The organism is Comamonas sp. E6, from assembly GCF_001010305.1.
GTDB lineage: Bacteria > Pseudomonadota > Gammaproteobacteria > Burkholderiales > Burkholderiaceae_C > Comamonas > Comamonas thiooxydans.
In genome coordinates this window covers 122,281-147,232 of the sequence record NZ_BBXH01000012.1, presented here as the reverse complement: position 1 = coordinate 147,232, position 24,952 = coordinate 122,281, and the positions used below count along the sequence as shown (strand labels likewise).

At 62.1% G+C, this 24,952-nt stretch carries 23 protein-coding genes; 14 read left to right on the top strand and 9 right to left on the bottom strand.

Features of this window, described 5'->3' with window-relative positions:
- Positions 1-90: 90 nt before the first annotated feature.
- On the bottom strand, positions 91-2,442 hold the full coding sequence (locus CSE6_RS11715) for a cytochrome P450/oxidoreductase (RefSeq protein ID WP_059440599.1): 2,352 nt from the start codon (positions 2,440-2,442) through the stop codon (positions 91-93).
- A gap of 103 nt (positions 2,443-2,545) precedes the next feature.
- Positions 2,546-3,532, bottom strand: coding sequence for a tripartite tricarboxylate transporter substrate binding protein (locus CSE6_RS11710; protein WP_034395931.1), 987 nt, complete (start codon positions 3,530-3,532; stop codon positions 2,546-2,548).
- Between the two features lie 230 nt (positions 3,533-3,762).
- Between CSE6_RS11710 and CSE6_RS11705 the strand changes: the two genes are divergently transcribed.
- Positions 3,763-4,605 (top strand): IclR family transcriptional regulator, encoded by an 843-nt coding sequence (locus CSE6_RS11705; RefSeq protein WP_238585686.1) that lies wholly within the window; start codon positions 3,763-3,765, stop codon positions 4,603-4,605.
- A gap of 3 nt (positions 4,606-4,608) precedes the next feature.
- Here CSE6_RS11705 and CSE6_RS11700 read toward each other — a convergent pair whose 3' ends face one another.
- The gene (locus CSE6_RS11700; RefSeq protein WP_059440597.1) at positions 4,609-5,436 is read right to left on the bottom strand and encodes an IclR family transcriptional regulator; all 828 of its coding nucleotides are present in this window, start codon (positions 5,434-5,436) and stop codon (positions 4,609-4,611) included.
- 147 nt (positions 5,437-5,583) lie between these two features.
- On the opposite strand from CSE6_RS11700, the gene CSE6_RS11695 reads away from it, so the two are divergent.
- The 5 genes from CSE6_RS11695 (at position 5,584) to CSE6_RS11675 (ending at position 10,717) form a co-directional block, all read left to right on the top strand.
- Positions 5,584-6,540 (top strand): MBL fold metallo-hydrolase, encoded by a 957-nt coding sequence (locus CSE6_RS11695; protein WP_003068272.1) that lies wholly within the window; start codon positions 5,584-5,586, stop codon positions 6,538-6,540.
- A gap of 255 nt (positions 6,541-6,795) precedes the next feature.
- A complete protein-coding gene (locus CSE6_RS11690) occupies positions 6,796-8,466 on the top strand; it encodes an FAD-dependent oxidoreductase (RefSeq protein WP_034377428.1) in 1,671 nt (556 codons plus the stop codon).
- 167 nt (positions 8,467-8,633) lie between these two features.
- A complete protein-coding gene (locus tag CSE6_RS11685) occupies positions 8,634-8,900 on the top strand; it encodes a DUF2783 domain-containing protein (RefSeq protein WP_059440596.1) in 267 nt (88 codons plus the stop codon).
- A 96-nt stretch (positions 8,901-8,996) separates the two neighbouring features.
- Positions 8,997-9,971: a tripartite tricarboxylate transporter substrate binding protein gene (locus CSE6_RS11680; protein WP_174447036.1), complete on the top strand. Its 975-nt coding sequence runs from the start codon at positions 8,997-8,999 to the stop codon at positions 9,969-9,971.
- 107 nt (positions 9,972-10,078) lie between these two features.
- Positions 10,079-10,717, top strand: a complete 639-nt coding sequence (locus CSE6_RS11675; RefSeq protein WP_003068280.1) for a response regulator transcription factor — start codon at positions 10,079-10,081, stop codon at positions 10,715-10,717.
- Positions 10,718-10,843: 126 nt separating this feature from the next.
- Here CSE6_RS11675 and CSE6_RS11670 read toward each other — a convergent pair whose 3' ends face one another.
- The 4 genes from CSE6_RS11670 to CSE6_RS11655 form a co-directional block, all read right to left on the bottom strand.
- Positions 10,844-11,245 (bottom strand): GFA family protein, encoded by a 402-nt coding sequence (locus tag CSE6_RS11670; protein ID WP_034377426.1) that lies wholly within the window; start codon positions 11,243-11,245, stop codon positions 10,844-10,846.
- A 40-nt stretch (positions 11,246-11,285) separates the two neighbouring features.
- Positions 11,286-11,762, bottom strand: coding sequence for a hypothetical protein (locus CSE6_RS11665; RefSeq protein ID WP_059440595.1), 477 nt, complete (start codon positions 11,760-11,762; stop codon positions 11,286-11,288).
- Positions 11,763-11,811: 49 nt separating this feature from the next.
- Positions 11,812-12,348, bottom strand: coding sequence for a DUF2867 domain-containing protein (locus CSE6_RS11660; RefSeq protein ID WP_059440594.1), 537 nt, complete (start codon positions 12,346-12,348; stop codon positions 11,812-11,814).
- A 178-nt stretch (positions 12,349-12,526) separates the two neighbouring features.
- Positions 12,527-15,190: a PAS-domain containing protein gene (locus CSE6_RS11655; RefSeq protein WP_059440593.1), complete on the bottom strand. Its 2,664-nt coding sequence runs from the start codon at positions 15,188-15,190 to the stop codon at positions 12,527-12,529.
- A gap of 215 nt (positions 15,191-15,405) precedes the next feature.
- Here CSE6_RS11655 and CSE6_RS11650 point away from each other — a divergent pair, with 215 nt between their 5' ends.
- Positions 15,406-16,722 carry a dicarboxylate/amino acid:cation symporter gene (locus CSE6_RS11650; protein ID WP_003068289.1) on the top strand — a complete coding sequence of 439 codons (1,317 nt, stop codon included), beginning with the start codon at positions 15,406-15,408 and terminating at the stop codon, positions 16,720-16,722.
- Between the two features lie 114 nt (positions 16,723-16,836).
- Here the strand turns inward: CSE6_RS11650 and CSE6_RS11645 are convergent, their stop codons facing one another.
- Together CSE6_RS11645 and CSE6_RS11640 are read right to left on the bottom strand one after the other, a co-directional pair.
- Positions 16,837-17,655, bottom strand: coding sequence for an RIO1 family regulatory kinase/ATPase (locus tag CSE6_RS11645; RefSeq protein ID WP_059440592.1), 819 nt, complete (start codon positions 17,653-17,655; stop codon positions 16,837-16,839).
- A 68-nt stretch (positions 17,656-17,723) separates the two neighbouring features.
- Positions 17,724-19,472 carry an FMN-binding glutamate synthase family protein gene (locus CSE6_RS11640; RefSeq protein WP_059440591.1) on the bottom strand — a complete coding sequence of 583 codons (1,749 nt, stop codon included), beginning with the start codon at positions 19,470-19,472 and terminating at the stop codon, positions 17,724-17,726.
- Between the two features lie 194 nt (positions 19,473-19,666).
- On the opposite strand from CSE6_RS11640, the gene CSE6_RS11635 reads away from it, so the two are divergent.
- From CSE6_RS11635 to CSE6_RS11605, 7 genes are all read left to right on the top strand, one after another.
- On the top strand, positions 19,667-20,464 hold the full coding sequence (locus CSE6_RS11635) for a YecA family protein (RefSeq protein WP_003068296.1): 798 nt from the start codon (positions 19,667-19,669) through the stop codon (positions 20,462-20,464).
- A gap of 179 nt (positions 20,465-20,643) precedes the next feature.
- The gene (locus tag CSE6_RS11630) at positions 20,644-20,958 is read left to right on the top strand and encodes a helix-turn-helix domain-containing protein (protein WP_034355129.1); all 315 of its coding nucleotides are present in this window, start codon (positions 20,644-20,646) and stop codon (positions 20,956-20,958) included.
- Positions 20,959-21,375: 417 nt separating this feature from the next.
- A complete protein-coding gene (locus CSE6_RS11625; RefSeq protein ID WP_059440590.1) occupies positions 21,376-21,555 on the top strand; it encodes a Flp family type IVb pilin in 180 nt (59 codons plus the stop codon).
- Positions 21,556-21,996, top strand: a complete 441-nt coding sequence (locus CSE6_RS11620) for a prepilin peptidase (RefSeq protein ID WP_059440589.1) — start codon at positions 21,556-21,558, stop codon at positions 21,994-21,996.
- A 22-nt stretch (positions 21,997-22,018) separates the two neighbouring features.
- On the top strand, positions 22,019-22,555 hold the full coding sequence (locus tag CSE6_RS11615) for a TadE/TadG family type IV pilus assembly protein (protein ID WP_059440588.1): 537 nt from the start codon (positions 22,019-22,021) through the stop codon (positions 22,553-22,555).
- A gap of 48 nt (positions 22,556-22,603) precedes the next feature.
- Positions 22,604-23,584, top strand: coding sequence for a Flp pilus assembly protein CpaB (cpaB, locus tag CSE6_RS11610; protein WP_059440587.1), 981 nt, complete (start codon positions 22,604-22,606; stop codon positions 23,582-23,584).
- Positions 23,585-23,587: 3 nt separating this feature from the next.
- A complete protein-coding gene (locus CSE6_RS11605) occupies positions 23,588-24,952 on the top strand; it encodes a type II and III secretion system protein family protein (RefSeq protein WP_059440586.1) in 1,365 nt (454 codons plus the stop codon).

Genomic DNA, 24,952 nt, shown 5'->3' with positions numbered 1-24,952 from the left:
TGCATGGCCTGGCTGCAGCAGCTCGCCTGGGGCTACCCGCCCGGGGCTACCCGCCCGGGGCTGCTCGCCCGGGGCTGCTCGCCGGGGACGCTACAGCGCCAGAACGATTCTGGACTCCTGCGTCCTGGCGCGCGAGCAGCAGCTCATCATCTTGGTGCAGGCCGTGCGCTCGGCACGGGTCAGCACCATGTCGCGATGATCGATATCGCCTTCCAGCACCGGCACCTCGCAGGAGCCGCACAGACCTTCGCGGCAGTCGCTCTCGATATCGATATTGGCGCTGCGCAGTGCATCGAGCAGGGTCTCGTCATTGCGCACCTGCAGCGTGATGCCGGATTCGCGCAACTCGACTTCAAAGCCGTGCTCCTTGTCCGGGTCGAGGGCCCCCAGGGTGCTGGAGAAATGCTCCACGCGCAGGCTGTCCTCGGGCCAGTGACGACTGGCCTCGGCCAGCCCGTCGAGCATGCGCTGCGGACCGCAGGCATAGATCTGTGCGCCGGGCCTGACCTCGGCCAGCAGTGCCGCGTAATCGGCACGCCGGCCTTCCGCGCCCACATAGATCTGCAGACGCTCGCCATGCATTGCCTGCAATGCATGCAACAGCGCCATGCGCTCGCGCTGACTGCAGCTGTAGTGAATTTCATAGGGGATGCCCAAGGCCTGGGCGCGCGCCGCCATGGCCGCAACCGGCGTGATACCTATGCCGCCTGCGACGAGAATCAGCTGCTGCGCGCCTTCGTCGAGCCTGAAGTGGTTGCGCGGGCCGCGCATCTGCACCTTCATGCCGGCCTGCAGCGCCTCATGTATCCAGGCAGAACCGCCACGGCTGTGCTCCTCGCGCAGCACGGCGATCTCGTAGGTGTCCGCTTGCTGCGGATCACCGCATAGCGAGTACTGGCGCGAGATGCCGGTGTCGCCGCAGTGCAGGTCGATATGCGAGCCCGGGGTCCAGCGTGGCAGCTCGCGTCCGTCGGGCGCCTTGAGGCGCACGCGCAACACGTCCTGCGCAATCAGCTCAGTGTTGTCCACCAGCATGCTGCGGCTGACGCCGCCCTGCGAGGATTCGCCGATGCGCACCGGCTGTTGTTCGGCCAGCACGGCGGGGTTGGCGCGCTCGGGGTTGCGGCTCACATCCCATTGAACCCACAGATGTTCGGGGCCGCGGAACGAGGTGTTGGGCACATAGGTGAAGCGTTGCTCGGCCAGCTGCATATGAGGCAGGCGGCGCGTGAACTCTTCAAGGAAAATCTGCATTTCCATGCGGGCCAGATTTTTGCCCATGCACTGGTGGGAGCCGTAGCCGAAGGTCAGGTGATCGCTGGCATTGTCGCGGTGGATGTCGAACAGGTCGGCATCGACAAAATGCTGCTCGTCGTGGTTGGCCGAAGAGGTGACGATGAGCAGCTTGCTGCCGGCCGGAATGGCCTGGCCGCCGATCACCACATCCTTGGTGGCCAGGCGCCGCCAGGCGGCTACCGAGCCGTTGTGGCGCAGGCATTCCTCCACGGCATTGGGGATCAGCGAGGGATCGGCGCAGATCTCCTGCCAGACCTTGGGGTGCTGCAGCAGCAGCTTGACGGCATTGGCCGTGGCGTTGGCCGTGGTCTCGTGGGCGGCGACCAGGCCGGCCATCATCATGGAGTGCAGATAGGAGTCGGTGACGACATCGGGCAGTTCCTTCTGCTTGCGAATGCCGTATTGCATCCAGCCTTCGGCATCGGGGTCGGCGCGCATCTTGTCGAGAATCCGGCCCGCGTGCTGCCAGAAATTGCCCACGGCATGGGCCACGGCCACCTGCTCCTCGGCCCGGGGGCGTCCCCAGGTGTTGACGGTGTGGGCAATGCTGTACTGGCGCAGTGTGTCCATATCGTCTGCGGGCACGCCCAGGAAATGCATGGCCACCGTCAGCGGCACTTCCCACAACATCTGGTCGACGAGATCGGCGCGGCCGTCGTCGATGAAACGGTCCACATATTCGCGGGCCAGCCGGCGCACCATGGGCTCGTGGTGCTTGAGCTCTTCGGGCGTGAAGGGCTGCATCAGCGCGCGGCGGCGCGGCATGTGGGCGGGCTCGTCCTCGTTGACCAGGGTGCGGTTCAGCGCAAAGCCATAGCTGGCGAGCACGGCATTGGCTTCATCGCCTGTCGGCGTGATCTTCTCCAGCGCGATCGAGGGGCTGAAGGTCAGGTTGTCGCGGAAGATGGCCTTTATGTCGTCGAAGCGCGTGACCACCCAGTAGCCCAGCTGCGGGCTGTAGAACACCGGCTCCTGTTCGCGTGCCCAGCGCACATACTCGGGCGGGTCCTGCTGGTAGCCGTCGGCAAAGGGATCGAAGCCGGCGGCCCCGTGGCTGATGGGGCAGCCCGTAGGGCCGCTCTGGCCGGTGGGCTTGCCGAACTGGCTGTGATCGATGGGGCAACGGCTGGGGGTGGAAACGGTCATGGCTCGCTCGCAAACGCAAAGAGGCAGGAGATGGCTTGCGCCATCGGACGAGAGTGCAGAGGCGGCCTGCCGCCAGCCTCTGCGGCATGGATCAGCGGGGCAATCAGTCCAGCGTGATGTTCAGATCCTTGATCAGCTTCTGCCAGCGTGTGCTTTCGCTGTGGATCAGCGCCTGGAACTGCTCGGGCGTGTTGCCCACGGGCTCCACGCCAAAGTCGATGAGCTTTTGCTTGACGGCAGGCTCGTTGATGGCGGTGACCACCTGCTTGTTCAGCGCCGTGACGACAGTGGCCGGCGTCTTGGCCGGGGCCACCATGCCGACCAGGGCCGCAGCCTGCACGCCGGGCAGGCCCAGCTCGGCAAAGGTGGGCACATCGGGCAACTGGGGCAGGCGCGTTGCATTGGCCACGGCCAGGGGGCGCACCTTGCCGCCCTTGATGAAGCCGGCGCCGGCGGCCAAGTCCACCATCATCACGGGAATCTGACCGCCCGCCACATCGGCCAGCGCCGGAGCCGCACCGCGATAGGGCGCATGGGCGAGCTTGAGGCCGGCCTCGGACTTCAGCAGTTCCATGGCCAGGTGATGGGGGCTGCCCGCACCGGCGGAGCCGTAGTTCACGCCCTCGGCACTGGCCTTGGCGGCGGCAATGAACTCCTTGGCGGTCTTGGCCTTCTCGGCGGGGCCGGCCACCAGAATCATGGGAAAGCGGCCCATGAGCGTGACGGGAGTGAGGTCCTTGCCGGGGTTGTAGCTCAGGCTCTTGTAGAGCACGGGGTTGAAGATCAGCGTGCCGTTGTCGGCCGACAGCACGGTATAGCCGTCGGCCGGTGCGCGCGCGGTCTCCGATGCGCCTATGGCTGTGTTGCCGCCCGGGCGGTTGTCCACGACGATGGGCTGATGGGCGTGGGCGCCCCAGGCCTGGCCTATGGTGCGGGCCAGGAAGTCCGAGCCACCGCCGGCGGCGTAGGGAACGATCCAGCGCACGCTCTTGCTCGGGTACTTGTCCTGGGCCACGGCGGTGCCAGGGGCTGCGGCCAGCCAGAGCATGCTGGTGGCCAGAACCGAGGCGGTGAATAGGCGTTTTTTCATTGAGGGTGTCTCCTGGGCTGTGGTGTTGTTTGCCTGCGGGTTAACCAAGCTTCACTCCGCCTGCGATTCCGCTTTAATACGGAAATTGTTTTGCGTAATTTTTATACGCATAGCGTAAATATGCTTCAAGGGATTACCCGAGAGCCAGCACGAGACATGCGTGAAAATGCCTTCAACGGCTTACGAGACAGGCGCAACCAGCTATGAAAATCGAGAAGAAGACTTTGGCGATGGCGAAGCGGCAAGCAGCCAGCCCCGCAGCAAGAGTGGCGTCGCAGAATGCCCGGCAAGAGCCAGATCAACGTCGCCAGCGTGTGCAGGCAGCGGAGACCTGTCTCGCCGTGCTCAAGGCACTGGCCGGGCTGGGCGGGCGTGCCAGTCTCACGGCCATCGGCGCTGCCGTCGATGAAAGTCCGGCCAAGGTGCATCGCTATCTGGCCAGCCTCATGGCCGAGGGCCTGGTGGAGCAGGATCGTGGCGGCACCCAGTACGCGCTGGGACGCGAGGCCATCCATATCGGCCTGGCTGCGATGCGCCAGAACGATCCTGTGCGCATGTCCGAGCCTGCTTTGCAGCATCTGCGCGAGTCCTTGCAGGTCACGAGTTTTGTCGCGGTCATGGGCAATATGGGCCCCACCATCGTGCGCTTTGAAGAGCCCAGCCTGCCCATTACCGTCAATGTGCGTGTGGGTTCGGTCATGTCCATGCTGTGGTCGGCCACGGGGCGGGCATTCTTTGCCTTCATGGAGCCGCAGCCCGAGGTCGAGGCGCTGCTGGCGCGCGAGCTGGAGGCAGCCTGCCCCGAGCATCGCCGTCTGCTGCATGCGAGCAAGCCTCTGGAGCAGCTGCGCAGCGAGATTCGCGCAGTCGGCTGTGCGGCGATCCGGGACCTGAATCTGCCTGGCATCAGCGCCGTTGCGGCGCCCTTGCTCGACTACAACGGTCATGTGGTGGCCGTGCTCTGCGCGCTCGGGGCCAGCGGCGGCTTCGACCCCGATCCGCAGGGCCGCATTGCCCAGGCGGTACGCGAAGAGGCGCGCAGTATCAGCGCTTCGCTGGGCTACCGGGCCTAGGTCTCAGGCCCCGGTTAGCACAGCCGGTGCTCCGAGGCGCAGGGATAGCTGACGGGCCTGGGCCTGCAGTTTCTGGGCCGGCAGACCAGCGGGGTCCAGCGTCAGCGTGACCGAAGGGCCGATGGCGGCAATCGCCAGCACCAGTTGGCCGAAGCCGTCGAACACCGGCACCGCCAGCGCGCTTACGCCCGACAGCAACTGGTTTTCGACCACGCTCAGGTGGTTGCGGCGAATGGTGTCCAGCTCCTTGGCAAACGCCGGTTCGTCCAGGCTGTGGCCTTCGGCCTGCAGCAGCGGTGCGATACGGGCCGGGTCGCCAAAGGCCGCAAAAATCTTGCCCGTGGCGGTATGGCGCAAGGAGGCCGGCGTGCCGTGGCGCATGGCCACATAGACATGGGTCGGGCCTTCCTCGACGCGGATGATGGTCGGCCCCTGGCCGCTCCACATGGAAACCGACACGGTGTAGCCCACCTCTTGCGCCAGGGCGGGCAGCTCGGCAATCGCCATGCGCACGGGATCTGCCTGCTGCAGACTGATGAGTCCCATCTGAATGGCCAGCGGCCCCAGGCCGTAGTGGCCGCTGGCGCGATCCTGCTCCATCAGGCCCAGCTTGCAAAAACTCACCAGATAGGGGTGGGCCTTGGCTGCCGTCATCTCCGCCTCGCGTGCCAGATCCTTGAGCGCCATGCGCCGGCCCGTGCGCGCCAGCACCTTGAGCAACTGGCCGCCGACTTCCACGCTCTGTATGCCGCGCGGTGCGCGCGCGGGTTCGTCGTCACTGGATTCAAGCATCAAACGGGCGTCGGTCGAAGAAGAGTTGGCATGAGGCATGACGGCATTGTGACGGTGGAAAAGCGGCTGGAAAGTCTCAAGGGTTTTTCACTATGACAAATCGATTGTGCAATGTTGAATTTATATCTAGCATTCAGAAATTCGATAAAGCTGAATGCATTTGTTTAAAACGAAGAGATTGCAACGATGAGCACCAAGACCTTTGCCTCCGCCGCCGACCTTGAAGTCAAGAAGGTGAGCTTCGACAAGCTCTCCGAACATGCTTATGCCTACACGGCCGAAGGCGACCCCAACACCGGCATCATCATTGGCGACGACGCCGTGATGGTCATCGACACCCAGGCCACGCCCGTCATGGCCGAGGACGTGATCCGCCGCATTCGCGAGGTCACGGACAAGCCCATCAAATACGTCACGCTGTCGCATTACCACGCGGTGCGCGTGCTGGGTGCCTCGGCCTATGGCGCCGAGCACATCATTGCCAGCCAGGACACCTACGACCTCATCGTCGAGCGTGGCGAGCAGGACAAGGCCAGCGAGATCGGCCGCTTTCCGCGCCTGTTCCAGAACGTCGAGAGCGTGCCCGATGGCATGACCTGGCCGACCATGACCTTCACCGGCAAGATGACGCTGTGGCTGGGCAAGCTCGAGGTTCAGATCCTGCAGCTGGGCCGCGGCCACACCAAGGGCGATACCGTGGTCTGGCTGCCACAGGAGAAGGTGCTGTTCAGCGGCGACCTGGTCGAGTTCGATGCCACGCCCTATGCCGGCGACGCCTATTTCCAGGACTGGCCGCAGACGCTGGATGCGATTGCCGCCCTCAAGCCCGAAAAGCTGGTGCCCGGCCGCGGTGCGGCGCTGCAGAACGCGGCCGAAGTGCAGGCCGGCCTGGCGGGCACGCGCAATTTCATCAGCGACCTGTGGGCCGAGGTCAAGGCCGGCGCCGATGCGCGTCAGGACTTGCGCAAGGTCTACGAGGCAGCCTTTGCCAAGCTGCAGCCCAAATACGGCCATTGGGTGATCTTCAACCACTGCATGCCGTTTGACGTGACACGTGCCTATGACGAGGCATCGGGCCACGCCGACCCGCGCATCTGGACTGCCGAGCGCGACCGCGAGATGTGGCTGGCGCTGGAAGGCTGATCGCCTCCTGGGCCGCCCAGCCGGCAGTCTCTTGCGCAGGCGCGGCGGTCTACTGCAAAGCTATCTAAAACAGGAGCTGCTTGCGCTTGATTTGTAATGAATCCAAATAGAAAAAACATTGAATTCAATGCCTGGTGAGCAGTAGCAGCTATTAAAAAAAACAGAGTTTGAATCCGGTCGCAAAGAGCCGGAGGGGCGGCTTTTGCCCCAAGAAACAGATCCACGCTTTTCAAGGTTTGCGCACCGATGAACGCCATGTCCACCACCGCCATTTCTCTTGACGCCCTGCGCGGCAGCGCCGCCGACATCCAGTCCATCCAGATTCCTTATCGGCGTCATGCGGACCAGGATGCCGATGCGCCGGCTCGCCACCCCGTGGTGGTGGTCGGCGCCGGGCCCGTGGGCCTGTCTCTGGCCATCGATCTGGCCCAGCGCGGCCAGCCGGTGGTGGTGCTCGACAACGACTGCAAGCTGTCCACGGGCTCGCGCGCCATCTGCTTTTCCAAGCGCACGCTGGAGATCTGGGACCGCCTGGGCGTGGGTCAGCCCATGGTGGACAAGGGCGTCTCCTGGAATCTGGGCAAGGTGTTTGCCAGGGATCAGTCGCTCTACCAGTTCGATCTGCTGCCCGAAGCCGGTCACGAGCGCCCGGCCTTCATCAATCTGCAGCAGTACTACGCCGAAGCCTATCTGGTCGAGCGCGCCCTGCAGTTGCCGCTGATCGACCTGCGCTGGCACAACAAGGTCACGGCGCTGGCGCCGCGCGCCGATGGTGCGCTGCTGACAGTGGAAACGCCCGAGGGCGAGTACCGGATCGATGCCCAGTGGGTGCTGGCCTGCGACGGCTCGCGCTCGCCCTTGCGCGGCCTGCTGGGCCAGGAAAGCCATGGCCGCATCTTCCGCGACCGTTTTCTGATTGCCGATGTGAAGATGCATGCGGATTTCCCGACCGAGCGCTGGTTCTGGTTCGATCCGCCGTTCCATCCGGGCCAGAGCGTGCTGCTGCACCGCCAGCCTGACGATGTCTGGCGCATCGACTTCCAGCTGGGCTGGGAGGCCGATCCCGAGGAGGAGAAAAAGCCCGAGAACATCCTGCCGCGCATCCGCGCATTGCTGGGCAAGGACGCGCACTTCGAGCTCGAATGGGCCAGCGTCTACACCTTTGCCTGCCTGCGCATGGACCGCTTCGTCCACGGCCGCGTGGTCTTCGCGGGCGACAGCGCGCATGGCGTCTCGCCCTTCGGCGCACGCGGCGCCAACAGCGGCGTGCAGGATGCCGAGAACCTGGCCTGGAAGCTCGACCGCGTGCTGCGCGGTCAGGCCGATTCTGCGCTGATCGCGAGCTACGGCGCCGAGCGCGAATACGCGGCCGACGAGAACATCCGCAACTCCACGCGCGCCACCGACTTCATCACGCCCAAGAGCGAGATCAGCCGCCTGTTTCGCGATGCGGCGCTGGAGCTGGCGCGCGAGCATGAGTTTGCGCGTCGCATCGTCAACAGCGGGCGTCTGTCGGTGCCGGCCACGCTGCATCACTCGCCGCTCAACACGCCGGACAGCGAGGTCTTCGCAGGCTTGCAACTGCCCGGCGCCGTGCTCAGCGATGCGCCCATGCGCCGTCCCGGCGACAGCCAGACCACCTGGCTGCTGCGCGCCCTGGGCCCGGACTTCACGCTGCTGCATTTCGGCCCCACGCCGGCCTGGGCGCGCGAGCTGACCGGTGTGCTCAATCTCTCGATAGCCGCCGAGGGTGATGCCGGGGCCGCGCAAGCCGATCTGCTGGATGCCCAGGGTCTGGCCGCGCAGCGCCTGGATGCGCGCCCCGGCACCAGTTACCTGCTGCGCCCCGATCAGCATGTCTGCGCGCGCTGGCGCCGTCCCGACGAGGCTGCCGTGCGTGCCGCGCTGCAGCGCGCCGGCGGTTGAAATGAAGGCTCCCCCTGAGGCGTCCTCTCTTGCTACGCGGGAGGGGGCATGCGGGCAACCGACGACAGCTTCGCTGCGGGGCGGTGCGGTCGGCCTAGGCCCTTGCTTGCTGTCCCTGGTGGAGTTCAACACCCTCTGAGGATTCCCCCCTTTTTTAGGAGACTGCCATGCTGCTGTCCACTCACCCGAATCTGCAGGCCTGCGACGATTTCTATGAAGCCCTGATCGCCACGCATCAGGGCCTGGAAACCGCGCAAAGCCACGCCCTCAATGCCCGCCTGGTGCTGCTGCTGGCCAATCACATCGGCCATCAAGAGACCTTGCTGCATGCGCTCGAACTGGCCCGCGCCAGCGCAGGATTCGCTCCTGCCGGTGCGGACCCGGCCGAGCGCGGTGCCGTGACACCGGTTGCCCCGGTACACGTTGCCGCTTGAGATGCAGCAAGCCGCCGGCCTGGCGGCAGCTGCGCCATCCCCTAAAGGCCCCGTCACCAAAATCTATTCAAGGGGCCATGAATCAAGGAGACAAGGATGATGCAACGCAAAAAATTTCTGGCCGCACTGGTCTGCTCGACGCTGGCATGGGCTGCAGGGCCGGCCGCCATGGCGCAGGAAAAGCCCCTGGAATGGGTCATAGGCTACGCCGCAGGCGGGGGCTCCGACGTGGTGGCCCGCGTGATTGCCGAAGCCATGGGCCGCAATCTGGAGCGCCCCATCGTCATCAACAACAAGCCCGGTGCGGGAACCAATATCGCGGCCGAGTACAGCGCGCGCTCGCATGACTACGGCAACCTGATGTTCACGGCCGACTTCGCCACGCTGGCTGCCAATCCGTTTCTGTTCCGCAAGCTCAACTACAACGCCGAAAAGGACTTCAAGCCCGTGGGCATGCTGGTGCGCTTCCCCATGTTGCTGGTGGTCAACAACGATGTGCCGGTCAGCAATTTGACCGAGTTTGTCGCCTGGGCCAAGCAGCAGAAGACCGGCGTGAGCTGGGGCTCGGCCGGCCTGGGCAGCCCTCATCATCTGGTTGGCGAGCTGTTCCGCGAAGAAGCCGGTCTGGGCAATATGACCCATGTTCCTTATCGCGGTGCTGCGCCCGCAGTGCAGGATGTGATCGGCGGCCAGATACCTGCCATGTGGGCCGATAGCGCCACCATTATTCCCTTCCTCGGCGAGAAAAAGCTCAAGGCCATAGGCGTGGCCAGCCCGGCCCGCATCGATGTGCTGCCCAAGGTCGCCACCTTGCAGGAGCAGGGCCTCAAGGGCTTCGAAGGCTATGCCTGGCAGGGCATCGTCGTGCCCAAGGGCAGCTCGGCCGAGGTGGTCAAGAAGTTCAGCCAGTCGCTGCAGTTTGCGTTGGCCGACACGCGCACCAAGGCCCGTCTGGCAGCCATGGGGGTCGAGCCCATGCCCGGCAGCTCCGAGCAGATGGAGAAATTCGTCAGCAACGAGCGCAGCAAATGGGGGCGTGTGATCACGGCCAACAACATCAAGCTCGATTGAGAGCCGGACTCAGTGGGTCGCAGCCTGGGTGACGGACAGGCACGGGCGCTGCGGGATATGCGTTTTTGCAGATGCAGCGCCGTGCCAGCCGTGGCAGACTGCGGGCCATGTCCGAGCCCACTCTTCTCGTTGCCGACGATCACCCGCTGTTTCGCGCAGCGTTGATCCAGGTGCTGCACGACCGCTTTCCGCAATTTCGCATTGTGGAGGCGGCCAGCGCCCAGACCTTGGGCGCAGCGATGCAGGAGAATCCTGAAATCGAGCTGGTGCTGCTGGACCTGGCCATGCCCGGCGCGCGCGGCTTCTCGTCCCTGCTGCATCTGCGCGGCGAATATGCGCAGGTGCCGGTGATCATCATCTCGTCCAATGACGACCCTCGCATCATCCGCCGCGCCCAGCAGTTCGGGGCGGCAGGCTTTATCTCCAAGTCTGCGGCGGCAGACGATATGAGTGCCGCCATTGACGATGTGCTGAGCGGGGATATCAGCTTTCCCTCCATGGTGGCCGAGCGCTCGGAGGCCGATGCGGCCCTGGCCGCTCGTCTGGCCCAGCTCACGCCTCAGCAGTTTCGCGTGCTGCTGTGCATTGCCGACGGATTGCTCAACAAGCAGATCGCGCACGAACTGGGCCTGGCCGAGAACACCGTCAAGGTCCATGTGACGGCGATTCTCAAGAAGCTCGAATGCTATTCACGCACCCAGGCGGCAGTGCTGGTCAAGAGCCTGGAAAACGATCACGAGGTTTGATTGCCCTGGTGCCTCAAGAGCTCTCTGTTTCGATAGCTTGCTGCGCTTTGTTGGTCATGGATTGAGGCCTTTCTGACCTCATTTCTGCGCAGCTTGCCGCTGCAAGTCGTCATCGCAGTTCGATGGCTACAAGTGAGCGAAAAACTCCGGCGTCGCGTCCCAGCGATCGTGCATGCCATCGACATACGTGACGGGAATTCGCGAAAGCTCCTCTTCCGACAGATCTTCCAGGCAGCCGATATTGATGCCGTACATCTGGCCTATCGGCGTGTCGTGGCCCACGCCAAAGACGCGGATGCCGCAGCGCCTGCAGAAGAAATGCTGGTTCTTTTGCGAGCCAAACACATAGAGGGTGAGTTCCTTCTCGCCCGTAATAAGGCGGAAATTTTCGGGGCTGGCGATGGCGGGCCAGAACCGGCTTCGCCTGCAGATGGAGCAGTTGCAGCGATAGCTGGGCTGGCTCAGGTCCAGGCCGACTTCAACCTGAACCCGGCTGCAATGGCAGCTGGCACGATAGGATTTCAGCATCTGGCGACCCCCTGTGTTGAGACGGGCTGCCATCGGGATGTCAGCCTTGATCGAAGCTTAGATAGTTCAGATGCTCCTGGCTACGCCAGACCGCACACCATGCATTGATATCGCTGCCGTGGGAGAAAAAGATCTCCCAGCGATGATCGACCTGGTCCTGAAAAACCTGTCTCGCCGCATTGATGAAGCGATGACAATGGACTTGGAGCGGGCCTTGGGCATCTTGCGCATCGATCAGCCAGAGGAAATCCTCTTGCCAGTCGGCGTCGCACGATACTTCATGCACGGATTTCAGACGCAGCCTGCTGACCACATCGGGCCAATGAGCAAGATCGATCCGGCAGCGCACAGCCAGGCGGTCGTCAATGCCACTGCCTCCGGCATAAAAGCCCAGCGCATAGTGCAAGTCTTCCTCTGCGGGTGCAAAGCCGATCAGATTGGCAATGAGTGACATGGGCTTTTCCACACACATGTCTTTGCTGCTGTGTCGATGAGCCAGGCTGTCGTAGTCGCGCATGTCTTTGGCAACCGTCTAGGGAAGAGCAGGCATGAAGAGGTGTGTCTCCTTAGGTAGCAAGGGTTCGTCCTCCGAGGGAGGACAGAACGGCAGGAGCGATCAGCCTGTGCATGGGTTTGACGGGCAGCATGTAGAGGTGCCCCAGTGCGTTCTTGACATGCACGACGGTTGTGACCGTGATGACGGTGTCCAGGGAGCTGATGTCGCTCTTGCGGTGAATGCTGAGCACGACTTTCAGATGCTTGTCGTCGTCGCCGATCAGGGCTTCATCAAAGGTGTTCTCGAATACCGTGAAGATGCCGACCCTATCGCCGGGGCCGTAGCTGGCGGCTGGTTTTCCGGGCTTCAGGGCTGACAAGGTGCCCAGGTTCTTGAGCCCCACCAGACCGCCGACCAGATTGCGCGCACGCATGCAGATTTCAATCCAGCGCGGGGTTTTGCGCGCGGCAAGAATGAAGTGCTCCAGTGCAGACAGACCTGTGGCGTCCGAGACGATGCTCCAGGAGTCGTGAAAGCTGGCCCCGGCCAATCGCTGTGCGATGCGGCTGCCGGGCGGAACGGCGGATTCAACGGGATGATGGTGCATGCTGTCTCTGTCAGGGTTGAACGGCCCGCGTGCCTGAAAGCCGCAGAGGCTGATGCAGCATATCGAAGAATCCGCCACCCGGCTTGTACAGTCATGGCGTGCAGACCGATTTGGCTCCTGAATTCATAGCTATAGCGCAATTCACTGAAAGCGCTGCAGTTGGAAGTGACTTTGGCTTTCAGGCGCTGCCGCCTTCTCGTCCGCGCAGAAACGTCTGGCTCATCAGCGCCCGCAGCGCCGGCGGTCTGACCGGCTTGGCCAGAAAGCCCCAACCGCGTTCGGCAGCCTGGCGGCGCAGGGTGCTATCGCCTTCAGCGGTCAGCAGGATGACCGGAGGCTGCTGCCCCCAGCGCTCGCAGAGCTGGGCATAGATATCGGGGCCGTAGAGCTGGCCCAGATGCACATCGAGCAGCACCAGTTGCGGGGCATTGCCGGGCGCGGCATAAGCCAGGGCTTCGGGGGCGTTGGCGGCCAGCGGCACATCGCAGCCCCAGCGCTCGAGCAGGGCGCAGGTGGCGTCGCGGGTGGCGGGGTCGTCCTCCACATACCAGACGGTGCCGCCCTGCAGCGGACTGTCCACGCGGGCGCTGGGAGAAGGCTGCTGCGATACCGGCGTCAATGCAGCGGCCTGGCCCAGTGGAACCTTGACCCAGAAGACGCTGCCCTTGCCCAGGGTCGAGCGCAGGCCGATCTCATGGTCCAGCAATCTGCCCAGGCGTTCCACGATGGCCAGGCCCAGGCCGGTGCCGCGGTCGTCGGCATGGCCTTCGTCGAGGCGGCGGAACTCTTCGAAGATCTCTTTTTGCAGGCTCTGGGGAATGCCCGGTCCCTGGTCATGCACCTCGATGCGCACCTGGTCGCCCTGGCGGCGACAGCCCACGACGATACGGCCCTTGCGCGTATAGCGGATGGCGTTGGAGACAAAGTTCTGCAGTATGCGACGCAGCAAGGCCTCGTCGCTGCGCACGATCAGCCGGCTGGGCATGCAGTGAAGGCTCAGGCCCTCGTTCTCGGCCTGCAGCGCAAAATTGTTGTGCACTACTTCCAGCAAGGAGTTGAGCGCGAAGTCACGCACGCGGACTTCGAGCTGGCCCGATTCCATGCGCGAGATGTCGAGCAGGCTGGTGAGGATGGCGTCCTGAGAGGCCAGTGCCTTGTCCACCCGCTGGGCCAGTTGACGGCCGGCCTCATCGTGCAGATAGGTGGGCAGCAGGCTGGTGAAAATGCGCGCCGCATTCAGCGGCTGCAGCAGGTCATGCACGGCCGAGGCGACAAAGCGGGTCTTGTAGCGGTTGGCGCGCTCGGCCTCCTGTTTGGCCTGGGCCAGGTCTCGGGTGCGATCGGCAATGCGCTTTTCCAGCGTATCGGCGAGATTGCGCAGCTCGCGCGCCGTGTTCTTGTAGCTGGTGATGTCGGCATAGCTGGTGACAAAGCCGCCATCGGGCAGGGGGTTGCCGCGAATCTCCAGCACCGTGCCGTCGCCCTTGGCGCTCTCGTGCAAATGGGGGCTGCCGCTGCGCAGATGCTGGAGCCGGCGTTGGATCGCAGACTCCACATCGCCCTTGCCCAGCAGGCCGCGCCTGGCGTTGTGGCGTATCAGAGCCTCGATGGGCTGGCCCACATGCATGAGCTCGGGCGGGTAGCGGAACAGCTCCACATAGCGCGAGTTCCAGGCCACCAGCCGCAGCTGTGGGTCCACCACCACCACGCCTTGCGGCAGATGCTGCAGGCTGCGCGAGAGTCCGGTGTCGGCCTGCTTGGCGGCCTGGACAATGCCGTCCTGGGCCGTGCGCAGCTCTTGCGCATGCTGGTGCAGAACGGCCTCCAGCTCCTTGCGACTGCGCTGGCGCAGGGCCGCCAGGCGCTGGCGCTGGCGGATGTAGAGCACCAGCAGCGATGCGGCCAGCCACAGGCCGCCGGCGGCCACTGCCGCCCAGTGGCTGGCCGTCTGGCTGTGGACGATGTCGTGCAGCAGGTGCAGCTGCCATTGGCTTTCGGGGAGTTCCATGCGCAGCCAGAGCATGGGGTCGACCAGCGGAGGCTGGCTGAAATGGGCCAGCATTCCGATGCCCGCAGGCTGCCGGCTGGTGCGATAGCCGAGCGGAATCAGGGCCTGGCCCGCGTATTGATGGGTGTCCCGCACCTCCTGCTGGTCGCTGCTGGACAGCGGCTCCAGCAGGCGGTAGCGCCATTCGTCGCGGTTGGAGAGAAAGACCACGCCATGCTCGTCCGAGGCAAAGACGATGTCGGGCGACTGGCTCCACTCGCCTTCGAGCTCCTGAAACAGGATCTTGATGGCGATAAGCCCAAGCACCGAGCCGTCATCATCATGAATGGCCTGGGAGAGAAAGTAGCCGGGCAGTCCCGTGGTCATGCCGATGCCGTAGAAGCGGCCACTGCCCTGGCTCAGCGCCTGGGTCACATAGGGGCGAAAGCTGTAGTCCTCGCCCACATTGCTGTGCGAGTCGCGCCAGTTGCTGGCGGCCAGGGCCTTGCCGCTTTTGTCGATGAGGGTCAGCGTGGAAGCTCGGCTGGCGCCGTTGGCCTGCTCCAGCTTGTGGTTGAGCCTGTCCACCTCAGTGGCACTGAGCGGGTGGCTGAGCGCGTTCTTGAGTTCGGCATCGAGCGCCAGCACCTCGGGCAGGGTGCGGTAGCGGTCCACGCGCTGCACCATGGCCTGGGCATAGAGCGTGAGCTGGCGTTGCACGCTTTCGCTTTCATCGTGCAAAGAGGTTTGCAGCGCGACGCGACTGGCGGCCCACATGCTCAGCAGCATGCCGCTGAGCACGATGACAAGGGTCAGAAACAGTCGGTTTCGGGCAAGGTTTCGCGCAAGACGCATGACGAGAGTGGGTGATCAAGGAGTCCAGTGTGGCTCTGGAGCAGGTTCAGTGCGGATTCTGAAGCCTAGGGATTTCCCTAGGTTGGTGCATGCTCTCCCAGGGAGCGCGTACGGACCTAATACCAATGGGCTATCGGCACAAAAAGGGCGCGGGAGTACAAACGGCAGCAATTCGGCGCACCACGGTGGTGCGCCCGCAATTTTGGAGATGCAGCGTGCACACTCTGCCCACAGAATCTGCTCCGCGCGAGCACTTGCCGTTCTACCGTCAGCTCTACTTCCAGGTGGTGTTCGCCATCATCGTGGGCGTGCTGCTGGGGCATTTCGAGCCCGCCTACGGCGAGGCCATGAAGCCCTTTGGCGATGCCTTCATCAAGCTCATCAAGATGATCATCGCGCCGGTGATCTTCCTGACCATCGTCACCGGCATCGCCAGCATGACGCACCTGAGCGCCGTGGGGCGTGTGTTCGGCAAGGCCATGGCGTATTTCCTGACCTTCTCCACGCTGGCGCTGGTCGTGGGCCTGATCGTGGCCAATGTCATGCAGCCCGGTGCCGGCATGCATATCAACCCTGCCGATCTGGACCAGACGGCCGTCAAGGGCTATGTGGCCAAGTCGCACGAGATGACGCTGACCGGCTTCGTGATGGACATCATCCCCAAGACGCTGATCAGTCCGTTCGTGGGCGACAACATCCTGCAGGTGCTGCTGGTGGCCGTGCTGTTCGGCGTGTCCCTGGCCATGGTCGGCGAGGCCGGCAAGCCCGTGCTGAACTTCTTTGAAGCCCTGACCAAGCCCGTGTTCAAGCTGGTCAACATCGTGATGAAGTTCGCTCCCATCGGTGCCTTTGGCGCCATGGCCTTCACCATCGGCAAGTTCGGTCTGGGCTCGCTGGTCAACCTGGCCGAGCTGGTGCTGACCTTCTACATCACCTCGGCCCTGTTCGTGCTGGTGATCCTGGGTGCAGTGGCGCGCTTTTGTGGCTTCTCCGTGATCAAGCTGATCAAGTACCTCAAGGACGAGCTGCTGCTGGTGCTGGGCACATCGTCTTCCGAATCGGCTCTGCCTTCGCTGATGCACAAGATGGAAAAGGCCGGCTGCAGCAAGTCCGTCGTCGGTCTGGTCGTGCCTACCGGCTACTCCTTCAACCTGGACGGCACCAATATCTACATGACGCTGGCTGCGCTGTTCATTGCCCAGGCGACCGACACGCATCTGACCCTGGGCCACCAGATCGCGCTGCTGCTGGTTGCCATGCTGTCGTCCAAGGGCGCGGCGGGTGTGACGGGGGCTGGCTTCATCACCCTGGCAGCGACCCTGGCTGTGGTGCCCGAGGTGCCCGTGGCCGGCATGGCACTGATTCTGGGTGTGGACCGCTTCATGTCCGAATGCCGTTCGCTGACCAACTTCATCGGTAACGCCGTCGCCACCGTGGTGGTCTCCAAGTGGGAAAACGCGCTGGACTACGAAAAGCTGGATGCTGCTCTGGCAGGCAAGGAAGAAAACGAGGCGGTGTCCGCTCACGCCTGAGTGAGCACAGGCCTCAATCCAAAAGCCCCGACCTGATGGTCGGGGCTTTTTTCATGGGTTTCAGGCTTCAAGCCCAATCGGGGAGAGTGCTGGTAGCTATTGATTTGATTGCGTTCAGGCGGAGAGCGGGGGCGCTGTCAGCAAGTCATGGGCAGCCAGCACGCGCAGGGTGTCGCGCCCCAGGCTCTTGCTGCGGGGCAGAAAGCGCACCCAGCTCAGTTTGTTGACGGTGCGCTCCAATACCTGCCGGGCCTCGGCGGGAAGCTGCTGCACAAACTGCTGCCAGGCCTCCCGGGCCTGCTCCAGCGCACCAGCCTGCTGCAGAAACAGCGCTGTGGACTGGGCATAGTTGAGCGCATCGCGCGCCATGCAGACAGCTTGCGGTAAATGGGCTGCAGGGTCGTCTTCAAAGTCAATGAAGCCTATGACTCCGTCGGCGCAGACCACCATATTGCGCGCCACGGCCTGACTCAGCACCTCGCCGCGGGCATGAGCCTGCTGGATGGCCTCCAGGCCTTTTCGCCAGAGCTCCAGCGTGGGCTGCGCGCCCCGGGCAATCGCTTCTTCGATGGCATTGCTCAGCGATGGAGCTTCTTCGCCCGGGCGGCCCAGATGGCGCATCACAAAGGCCTGGTCGTCCGTGGCCAGCACTTGCGGCGCGCGCAGCCCCTTGGCCTTGAAACTGCGCAGGCGGCGCACCTCGGTTTGCAGGGACTCGGTCCCTCCGGGGTTGGGCACGGGCTGCAGCACGGCGGCCCTGAACAGCTTGGCCAGCGTGCTCAGCAGCCAGTAGTTGAGGGCCGGGTTGCCTTTGTTGGCGCGTTTGACCCAAAGGGTTTCATGCGCCAGTTCATAGCGCATGATGCTGTGAGGCTGGTCCAGATGCTCGCGCAGAAATGCCTGGTAATCGATGGCGTTCTGCGCAGAGGGCATCTGCTCTTGGGCGGAAATATCCTGAGATGGCACGGCGTGGGATCTGTCGGGCGCGAGGCTCTGGCTTCTCAGGTCCAGATACCGTTGCGTTGGGGAAAGGCTTGCGATTGTGCCGTGTTGTCGGCGCCGCCCGCAGCTGATGGGCGCAACACAGGCTCATGCAGGGGCTGAAAGCTCTGTGCCGTGGCCAGCGGCCAGTAGTTCTGGAAGACCTTGTGCTGGCGCTCCAGGTTCTGGAGCAGGCAGCCTGGCTCCACGCGCAGTATCAGGTTGGACAGCAGACTGACCTGGGTGTCGTCCAGCCGGCGCACGATATGGTGGGCTGTGATCTCGTTGGGATGCCTGAGGCCGGCGGCTTGAACCAGCTCCTGCAGCGCATGCAGGGTGTTGCGGTGGAAGTTGGCGACGCGCGTGGCCTTGTCGGGCACGACCAGCGCCTGCTGGCGCACGGTGTCTTGCGTCGTGACCCCCGTGGGGCAGGTGCCGGTGTGGCAGCTCTGGGCCTGAATGCAGCCCAGCGCCATCATGAAGCCACGCCCCGAATTGCACCAGTCGGCACCCAGGGCCATCATGCGGGCAATGTCAAATGCCGTGATGACCTTGCCTGCCGCACCGATCTTGATGCGTTGGCGCAGGTTCACGCCCAGCAGGGTGTTGTGCACCAGCAGCAGGCCTTCCTGCAGCGGCACGCCCACATGGTCGACGAATTCCACAGGCGCTGCGCCCGTGCCGCCTTCGGCACCGTCGACGACAATGAAGTCGGGCGTGATATCGGTTTCCAGCATGGCCTTGACCATGGCAAACCATTCCCAGGGGTGACCGACGCAGAACTTGAAGCCCGTGGGCTTGCCGCCTGAAAGACGGCGCAGCCTGGCAATGAACTGCATCAGCTCCACAGGGGTGGAGAAAGCGCTGTGACTGGAGGGCGAAATACAGTCCACGCCAATCGGTATGCCGCGCGCTGCTGCAATTTCAGGAGTGACCTTGGCGCCGGGAAGCATGCCGCCATGGCCGGGCTTGGCGCCCTGGCTGAGCTTGATCTCGATCATCTTGACCTGCGGATCGGTGGCATTGGCGATAAATTTCTCTTCGCTGAACGTGCCGTCCGCATTGCGGCAGCCGAAATAGCCCGAAGCCACCTCCCAGATCAGATCGCCGCCATGCATGCGGTGGTACTGGCTGATTGAGCCTTCGCCCGTGTCGTGGATGAAGCCGCCCATCTTCGCGCCCTGGTTCAGCGCCTGGATGGCGTTGCCCGACAGCGCGCCAAAGCTCATGGCCGAGATATTGAAGACGCTGGCGTGATAGGGGCGGGTGCAGGGATCCACTCCTTCAGCTGGTTGCTCCTGCGTGCCGCCAATCCAGAGGCGGAAGTCATGCGAGCTGAGCTTGGTGGGTTGCAGGGAGTGGTTGACCCACTCATAGCCCTGCTGACTCACGTCGAGCTGGGTGCCGAACGGCCGGTTGTCGACCTGACCCTTGGCACGCTGATAGACCAGCGATCGCTGGGCGCGCGAGAACGGCTGGGCCTCGGTATCGCCTTCGATGAAGTACTGACGGATCTCGGGGCGTATGAATTCGAAGATGAAGCGCATATGTCCCATGACGGGATAGTTGCGCAGTATGGCGTGCTGCTTTTGCAGCAGATCCCAGATGCCTAGAAGCACCAGCAGCAAAGACGCAATCAACCACCCAAGCCCCTTGCCTGCCGTGGTCAGCGTGTAGAGCGAAATGCCCAGCACGAGCGCGGAAATGAAGAGGGCGCCATAGCGCAGGGGCAGACTATTGAAGAAGCGATGCACTGCAGATACTCCCATGGCAGGGTGTGTTGATGGCGGCCCGCTAAAATTCAGCCTGTACGGGGGCATCCATCCTGGATGCTTTGTCCCCTTGATCCATCGCCCGGCCCTGCACTTCGATAGTGATGAAATGGTTCGGGCCATCATAAAAGCCTTTCCCTATGCAAGAACAAGCACCTAACTCCGCCGCAGAAGACGCGGCTCTCGCCGACATGCCCGAGGGCGCGCTGAGCAATGATCAGCTCGAAGAGCTGGACGCGCTGCTCGACGAGCTGCGCACCCGCGGCGACGAAATTCCCCAGTGGGAATTCTGTGACGGTTTCCTGACCGCTCTGGTCTGCACGCGCCGTCCCATCGCCGCTGCCGAATACATGCCCATGTTGCTGGGCGATGGCGAAGCCCTGCAAGTGGCCGAAGGCCAGCCTCTGCCCAAGCTGGAAGCCTTCAAGGACGAGGCCCAGCAGGCACGTTTCATGGAGCTGTTCGAGCTGCGCCTGGCCGAAGTGCGCGAGCAGCTGGACGCCGACATCAAGTCCCTGGCCGACGACGCGGCCTTCCAGCCCGAGGCGCTGGACACGCGTGGTGCCATCGCCATCCTGCCCGAAGCCGAACAGGCCGAGCTGGCTGGCGAAGAAGTGCCGTCGTTCTCTCAGGTCTGGGCGCTGGGTTTCATGTTCGTGGTGGAGAACTGGGCCGACGAATGGGCCGCGCCACGCGACAAGGAAGCAGCCCAGTTGCTGGACGCGGCCATGGAGTTCATCGTCAACCTGACCGAGGACGACACGGACGAGCCGGCTCTGAATCTGTACGACGAAGCCGGTCCTGCCTCGACCAGCCAGGAACGTGTGGATGCCTTTGGCGAAGCCATCTGGGCCGTGTATGACCTGTACCGTCTGTGGAAGAGCATGGGCCCACGCCAGGAAACCATCGTCAAGGGCGAGCAGCCCGGCCGTAACGACCCTTGCCCCTGCGGTAGCGGCAAGAAGTTCAAGAAGTGCCACGGAGCCTGACCAGAGCCATCGCCTGAGGCGCTTTGCGCTTTCCCCCAAGGGGCGCAGGGCGGTCTTTGCTTGCTGCCACCGAGTTAGGGTTGCAAAGGCCTTCTATAAAAGCGTCTCGGTTGTTGGGGGCCAAAAAGTCGCGCGATATTTGCGCAGGCATTTGCGTGCAGTGTGAGTTAGTGGGATAGATGACGCATTTAGGTGAACGCATACGCGCCCGGCGACAGGCGCTGGGTTTGAGTCAGGGACGCCTGGCGCAGATGGCGGATGTCACCGCATCCGCCATCTCGCAGATCGAGTCGGGAGCCATTCGCACTCTCAAGAATGACACGCTGGCAAGACTGGCCGTCGCGCTGCAGACCACGGCGCTGGAATTGATGGCAGGCCTGCATTCCGAGACCGCATCGCTACCCAGCGATGAGCAGCGCTTGCTCGACTCCTATAGAAAACTGCAGCCACCGCTGCAGGACATTGCTCTCAAATTGATTAAAGCTCTGCAGTGATTTCCGAATCACTTTATTGAGCAATCTCTTTTGTTTCAGAAAGGCCTGCTATCTGCAGGCCTTTTTGTTTTTTCATTTAAAAACAAGGGTTAACCCGATTATTGAATGTAGGACGAAATCTATTAATCTGTAGGAAATAAATGAAGATTGCGTAGATTGAACCGGAAGACATATGTGAGGGAAGAGTCAAGAAAATTGCAGATGCGTCTCGGTGTTTTTTGAAGTCTTTGTTTTTATTGAGGTTTTTCTGTGGGAGTACTCGCTTGCACATTGATTTAAATTGCCGAGAACTATGCTGCATAGTTGTTGATAGCTATTTCAAATATTTCAAGATGTTTCTGGCTTCGTAAGATTGGTTCCGCGGTGGTCGAAAACAGCCACAGCGATCTACCAACCTGATTGTTGAAGGAGCTAGTCATGAAAGACCAAATCATCAAATTCTGGCGTGATGAAGAAGGTGCAACGGCGATTGAGTATGCGCTGATTGCAGGCCTTATGGCAGTGGGTCTTGTCGCTGCCCTGGGATTTTTGACTGGGGGGCTGGCAACGTTCTTTACAGATCTGTCAGATTTCATCATAACCAAAGTTCCAACGTAATTGATATTTTTACTGATCTTGATTCTGGCATCTGCATGGGATATTCGCTATCGCAGAATTCCTAATTGGCTGATTCTGATTGGAGGTATTCTTGGCGTATTTTCCCATGCGGATATTTTATCTATCTCCCCATTGAGCGTTACATGGGTAGATAGTTTGATTGGATTCCTCTTGGTCATCGCTGTTTTGCTGCCGTTTTGGATAGCCAAGGTGATGGGAGCCGGAGACATAAAATTCTTTATTGTGCTGTCTTTGTGGCTGGGCTGGAAGATATTGATTCCTATATGGGTTGTCAGTGTTTTTATTTCTATAATTCATTTGGTAGCTAGAAGAATATTTTTGTTGAGAAGAGATGAATTGGTATTCGTTAGAAAGAGATTTATGCCCTATGTTGCTCATATCTCAATGGCAACGGTGACGGTTTTAATATTAGGCAAGTAAATACAGAGGGAAGGAGGGAATCGTGCAATTCAAAAAACAGCAAGGTGCGGCAGCAGTTGAATTTGCCATTCTCTTTCCTATCTTCTTTCTGATCTTCTACGCCATCATCACTTATGGCCTGATCTTTGCCGCACAGCAGACTCTGACTTTGGCTGCCGCCGAAGGAGCAAGAGCTGCAGTGCGATATCCCTCGGTTCCCACGGGCGGCACGATGACCAAGTCGGCCCAGTTACAGGCTCGCTTGACTGCAGCCTGTGCCACTGCGGCATTGGCGACGGATTGGCTTTCCAAAATTGGTGCTGGCTTTGGCTCTACAGGATGTAGCACAGGTGTAAGCGATGCTGCGGGGCTGTACGCCACTTCTGGTCTATGTGGTACGGGGTCTGCATCGTTCACTGCCTCCAACGATGCCAGCTTGGTGAACTGCGTGACCATGCAGGTTAATTACAACTACGCCACCGCACCGCTGATTCCAAGATTACTGGGGCCTTTGTTGAGTCTGCCTACTCCCAATCTTTTGCGGGGAAAAGCGGTCGCTCAAATTAGCTTGATTGACTGAGAACGATAAAGCCCTGCTCTTTGAAGCCAAGTAATAAGAGGGAATGTTATGGTGAATGTCGCAAAGATCGCGGTCGGGGTTTTGCTGGCAGTGGCATTGGCTCTGGGCGTTTATGGATGGATGCTCGCCAGGGCTCCTCAGCCTCAGGCTCCAGCTTCCGCCAGCGACAGCAAACCCAATGCCGGCATGAGCGTGGTGGTGGCTGCACAGGCCGTTCCGGCGGGTCAGGCACTCAAGGCCGAGGATCTGCAGCTCACGCAGTTGCCCGTCAAGCCCGATGGTGCTTTTGGCGAGATTCAGGCTGCTATTGGCTCCGTTCCCGCGGTGGACATTCCCAAGGGCGCGCCTGTACTCCAAGGGCAGATGGTGACGGGCCTTGCCCTCAAGGTTGCAGAAGGTGAGCGTGCGGTCGCGGTCAAGGTCGATGAAAGCATTGGCGCCGGCAATCGCATACGCCCCGGGGACTTTGTCGATGTCTTCTTTGTACTGCGCCGCGATGGCAATGAAATCGACCAGAGCCAGGCGCGCTTGCTGCTCTCGCGCAAGCGTGTGCTGGCCTATGGCGCGGCGTCAGTGGATGCACTGACTACGGCTGAGAAAGCAGGAGGCAAGCAGGCCAATGGCCCCGACAACGCCCGCACTGCAGTGCTTGCAGTACCTGTGGCAGAGGTGAGTCAGCTGGCCTTGGGAGGCTCTAACGGTAGCTTGGTACTCGCACTGCGCAATCCGACGGATATGACAGAGCCGGATATGGAAAAGTTTGCGCCGCTGCCCGGCGTGCTGACTGTGGCCATGCCCAAAGGCGCTGTTGCAGCGCCGCTGGAAGGTGCTGACGCAGCGCAGGCCGGTGTGGCCATGAGCAGCCTGGCAGGTTCTGCAGGTACTTCGGCAGCGCGCATGAGCGCGGCCAAGCCCATGACGGCCGGGGTTGCCAAGCCTGCTGTGCCGCGCACCCGTACCGCTTCCGCAGACTCTTCCCTGCCCGTTGAATTCGTGCGTGGCGCCAACTCTCAAACCGTGCGGTACTGATCTATGAACAACAAGACTGTTTCAATCGCATCCCGCACCTTTTCGCTGAAGCCGCTGTATCTGCTCTGCGGCCTGCCCTTGAGTGTTGTCACTGTCCCGGCCCTTGCGCAGCAAGTGCCCAATGTGGGCGAAAGCAGAGCGCAGCAAGCGACAGCAGCCAGGGAAATCAAGCTGGTGATGGGCGCTCAGCATGAGTTGAACCTGCCCGGCGGAGTGGAGCGCATTGCAATCGGTGACGACACGATTGCGGCGGTGCATATCAAGCGTGCGGGCAAGGGAGCTGCCGCCAAGATCCTGCTGAGCCCGCTCAAGCCTGGCAGTACATCGTTCATGGTCTGGCCGCGCGGTGAAGCGCAGGCGCAGACCTATATGCTCAATGTGCAGCAGCGGGTGGAATTGCGCACGGCCAAGGCTTCCAGCCTGATAGAGCAGCAGTTTGCCGGCGAGCTGGCGAACGCGCAGTCCGCCGACAAGGCCAAGACCGTCGATCTCTCCAGCGTCCAGCTCAAGAGCAATGTGGTGCAGGTCGATGTCAAGGTGGTCGAGTTCAACAAGACCCAGATGAAGAAGGTAGGCCTCAACCTGTTCAGCACGGCGCCCAACAGCTCGGGTTTCAGCTTTGGTATTTTTGGACGTGGGTCCTATGGAACTGGCGGCGGAAGTTCCACGACGGGCGCGGCAGCAAACCCTTTGACCCAGGCCTTCAACTTGCTGATGCAGTTCGATAAGGCCGGAATTGGCGTCAACATCGGCATGCTTGAAGGCAACAATCTGGCGCGAGTGCTGGCGGCTCCAACGCTGGTGGCTCTGTCGGGTCAGAGTGCCAATTTCTTGTCGGGCGGGGAAGTGCCGGTTCCCGTACCTGCGGGTACGGGTATGGTGGCCATTCAGTACAAGCCTTACGGCATTGGCTTGACGGTCTCACCCACGGTGCTGTCCAACGATCGCATCGTGCTCAAGGTGGCGCCGGAGGCCAGCGAGCTGGATTACGCCAACACCATTGTTCTGAACAGCGCGACTGTTCCGTCCATCACCACTCGCCGTGCCGATACGACGGTGGAGCTGGGGGATGGCGAGAGTTTTGTGATTGGCGGACTGGTCAGCCGCAACACCACATCAGGTACCGACAAGGTTCCTTTGCTGGGCGATATTCCGATTCTGGGCGTGCTGTTCAAGCGTCAGGAGTTTCAGCAAAAGGAGAGCGAGCTGGCGATTGTGGTGACGCCGCGCCTTGTCAAACCGCTGGCGCGCGATGTGAATGTGGAGCCGCTGCTGCCTGGGCGCACCGAGCAGCGTGATCCTGCGGTGTGGGGTCCATGGGTGGCGGGTGGTCTGTCGTCCAGCGTGGCGCCGGGCTTCTCGCGCTGA